Genomic DNA, 3,492 nt, shown 5'->3' on the forward strand with positions numbered 1-3,492 from the left:
CCTATAGGAAAATAGTCCCAATTTGTCCAAAACCATTGCGCAACACGACATTTGCGTGTATAATGCAGATGTAGCACTCGTAGCGCCACCGCCCATCCAAAACGTGGCAAGCAAGGAGGCCGCAGTGACAGGGCCAACACAATGGACAGCGCCGTCTCCCCTCCGCCGCACGCGTATCCTGGCGGTGGACGACGAGCGATCCATACTGGACGTCATCCGGCGCCGTCTGGAATCCGAGGGGTACGAGGTCATCACCGCGCGGGACGGCGAGGAGGCACTCAAGGTCGCCCTCGCCTGGGAGCCAGATATCGCCATCCTGGACGTGATCATGCCCAAGATGGACGGGCTGGAACTGTGTCGCCGCATGCGCGAGCAGCCCGAGTTGGCGGGCCTGCCCGTTCTGTTTCTGACCAGTCGTGAATCGGTGGAGGACCGCATCCGCGGGTTTGAGGCCGGGGCCGACGACTACCTGCCCAAGCCGTTTGACCTGCGCGAACTGTCCCTGCGCGTCCGCGCCCTGTTGCGGCGTGTCCGTCCCGCTCCCGCAGAGGCCGACGTGTTGCGCGTGGGGCGGTTGGCGCTCCACCTCAACACGTTCACCCTTGATGCGGGCGACCGCCAGGCGCTGCTCACGCCGGTGGAGTTTCAACTCATGCAGCACCTTATGAAGCACCCTGGCGTGGTGTTCACATCCGAGCGTCTGTTGCGAGAGGTCTGGGGCTACCCTGCGGGAGCCGGCAGCACCGACCTGGTCCGCGCCCACATCCGCAACATCCGCGCCAAGATTGAGCCTGACCCCGCCGAGCCGATCTATATCCGCACGGTGTCGCGCCACGGGTATACGGTAACGGGCTAGCGGGCCGCTTTCCCACTCGCTCACGGGACTTTCACGTCTCCTTTACTTCACTTTCACGCTCGCGAGGGCAATTCTGTCCTATAATGGCAGTGGAAAACGCGAGCGAGACCAGCACGGTATCATTGCCGATCATTCACAAGAATTATCCCGTCTTACTGTTTTGGAGTGCGTGAAGCGTCCCAGCGCACTCCGCCAGGCGCAGCACCCACGTGGCAGCCGGACCGACGAGTCCGGAATCGCTATCCTCCGCAGGGCACCCAGCGCACCGGTGCCCCCAACCGAACAGCGGGCCTCGGCAGCCGGCAAGCGGCCAGAACCGCAAACCCGCCACCTCTCCCACGGGCCGGCGAGAGGCCCCGAAATTTCAGAGGGTTCCCCAAGGAACCCTCTTTTTCTATGCCCGCGTAGGAACCTTTCTGCGCGCCTGCGCGTCTAGACGTTGCACTATCACACAGAAACGGAAGCGAGGAGAAGACCATGAGGAAGCACAAGTTCGTCATCGCGGGGATGCTCCTGCTCGTTGGCGCGTTGGTGCTGAGCGCGTGCGGCTCGGCTGGCGCGTCGCAGGCGGGCGCACAACAGCAACCCGTCCGGACCATCACCGTTGTCGGCCAGGGCAAGGCCAGCGGAGCGCCGACGGTGGCCCACATCAACGTGGGCGTGGAGACCTCTGCGCCGTCGGCCCAGGAGGCGCTGGAAGCAAACCGCGCCAGGATGAGCGCGCTGCTGGAAAAGGTCAAAGCCCTGGGCATCGCCGACAAGGACATCCAGACCAGCAACTTCAGCATCTACACAGAGCAGCGGCCTGTCGTCATGCCGGCTGCGGGCAAAGAGGAATACACCGTCGTGTACCGCGTGTCCAATCAGGTCAGCCTGACCATCCGCGACATCGCACGGTTGGGCGACATCCTGGACCAGGCCGTGGCTGCGGGGGCCAACAACGTGTACGGCGTGTACTTCGGCGTGGAGAGCACCGCCGAGTTGGAGGCTCAGGCCCGCGAGAAGGCCATGGCCGATGCGGCGGCGCGCGCCAAGGCCCTGGCCTCGCTGGGCGGCGTCGGCGTGGGTGAGGTGATCACCATCAGCGAGGTCATTGGGACGCCCGGCCCTGTGTATTACTCCGTCGTCAAGGCCGAAGGCCTGGGCGGGGCCACGCCGATCCAGCCGGGCGAGTACGAAATCAGCGTGAGCGTGCAGGTAACTTACGCCATCCGCTAGGGCGCTGACGGAACGACGAACGATGCGATGTGGGGCCGCCGAGGGCTTGCGAGTCTCCGGCGGCCTCGCGGCATGTTCGCGGGTCTGCGATCGTCCGAACCCTCGCGCCGTCAGGCCACGAAGAACCCCACGCCCAGGATTCCCGGCCCGCCGTGGGTAACGATGGCCGGCGGCACGTCCAGGATGGGGACTTCCCGCGCGCCCAGCGCCGCGCCCAAGTCGCCGGCCAGGGCCTGGGCCTGTTCGGGCACTCCCGCGTGCATGACCGACAGATGGCCCTCGGCGTTGCGCGGATACTGATCCAATACCAAGTCCTTGAGGCGGGCCAGGGCGCGCTTGTGGGTCCGCTCCTTGTCAAACTGGTCCACCTTGCCATCGCGGAACGTGAGGATGGGCTTGATCTGCAGGACGCTGCCGAGGAGCGCCGTGGCCCCGCCGATTCGCCCGCCCTTCGCCAGGTACTCCAGCGTGTCCACCAGGAAATAGATGCGGCAGCGTGGGATCATGTCCCGAATCCGCGCCTCTATCTCATCGGCGCCGACGCCCGCCTCGGCCCATTGCGCCGCCAGCGTTACCATCGTCGCCAGGGGGCTGGCGATGACCCGCGAATCTATCACGCGGATGTCGGCGCCCGGGAAGTCGTCCTTGGCGACGGTGGCCGATCGCACGGTGCCGCTCACCTCGGCCGAGGGGTGGATGCACAGGATCGGCTCGCCGGTGGGGACCAGTCGCCGAAACTCCTGCGCGAAGAGTTCGGGCGGGGGCGCTGCGGTCTTCGGGAGTTCGGCGGATGTGGCCAGCCGCGCCATGAACGCGGCGTTGTCCATCTCCACTCCCTCACGGTACGAGTCCTTGCCGAAGATGATGATCTGGGGGATGACGGGGATGTTGTAGCGGCGCGCGATCTCCGCGGGCAGCCCGGCGGTGGTGTCCGTGATGATTTTGACCATGACTCCATCTCCTCTCGTAGGGAAGTCGCTTGCGGGGGCATTATAGACGAGATGTGCGCGCGCGTAAAGGGGGACGCGGGCGGTGTCCCTCACCCTGGCCCTCTTGTGGTGGGCGAGGGGAGAGTCCGCCCGACGCTAAAGCATCGGGCTGAAGGAGCGAAGCCCTGCGGGCTGGGACATGCCAACCTCACCCCCTCGGTCCCCCTCTCCGCGCGCGGAGAGGGGGAGGCCGAAGGCCGGGGGTGAGGTGTGCCTACACGCCGCCCGCCGCTAAAGCATCGGGCTGAAGGAGCGAAGCCCTGCGGGCTGGGGGTAGGGACGGACGACGCATGCGTCGTCCCTACGCGGTGCGCTGGCCGGCCCTCACCCTAGCCCTCTCCCGGCGGGAGAGGGAACGGCACGCCTAGCCGCCCCCTTCTCTCCCTGCATGCGGGGAGAGAAGGGGCCATGGGGATGTGAGGGGTAACC

At 66.1% G+C, this 3,492-nt stretch carries 3 protein-coding genes; 2 read left to right on the forward strand and 1 reads right to left on the reverse strand.

Annotation, left to right across the window (positions count from 1 at the left end):
- Positions 1-124 precede the first annotated feature (124 nt).
- Entirely contained in the window at positions 125-856 is a 732-nt protein-coding gene (locus H5T65_14005) for a response regulator transcription factor (protein ID MBC7260341.1), read from the forward strand.
- 477 nt (positions 857-1,333) lie between these two features.
- Entirely contained in the window at positions 1,334-2,074 is a 741-nt protein-coding gene (locus H5T65_14010; GenBank protein MBC7260342.1) for an SIMPL domain-containing protein, read from the forward strand.
- Positions 2,075-2,184: 110 nt separating this feature from the next.
- Here H5T65_14010 and H5T65_14015 read toward each other — a convergent pair whose 3' ends face one another.
- On the reverse strand, positions 2,185-3,024 hold the full coding sequence (locus H5T65_14015) for a DegV family protein (GenBank protein ID MBC7260343.1): 840 nt from the start codon (positions 3,022-3,024) through the stop codon (positions 2,185-2,187).
- Positions 3,025-3,492: the final 468 nt, after the last annotated feature.

The sequence above is a fragment of the Chloroflexota bacterium genome (genome assembly GCA_014360805.1).
Classification (GTDB): Bacteria; Chloroflexota; Anaerolineae; order DTLA01; family DTLA01; genus DTLA01.

Coding starts and splice junctions, on each gene's coding strand:
- H5T65_14010 (MBC7260342.1), top strand. CDS start 1,334: ATGAGGAAGCACAAGTTCGTCATCGCGGGGATGCTCCTGCTCGTTGGC.
- H5T65_14015 (MBC7260343.1), bottom strand. CDS start 3,024: ATGGTCAAAATCATCACGGACACCACCGCCGGGCTGCCCGCGGAGATC.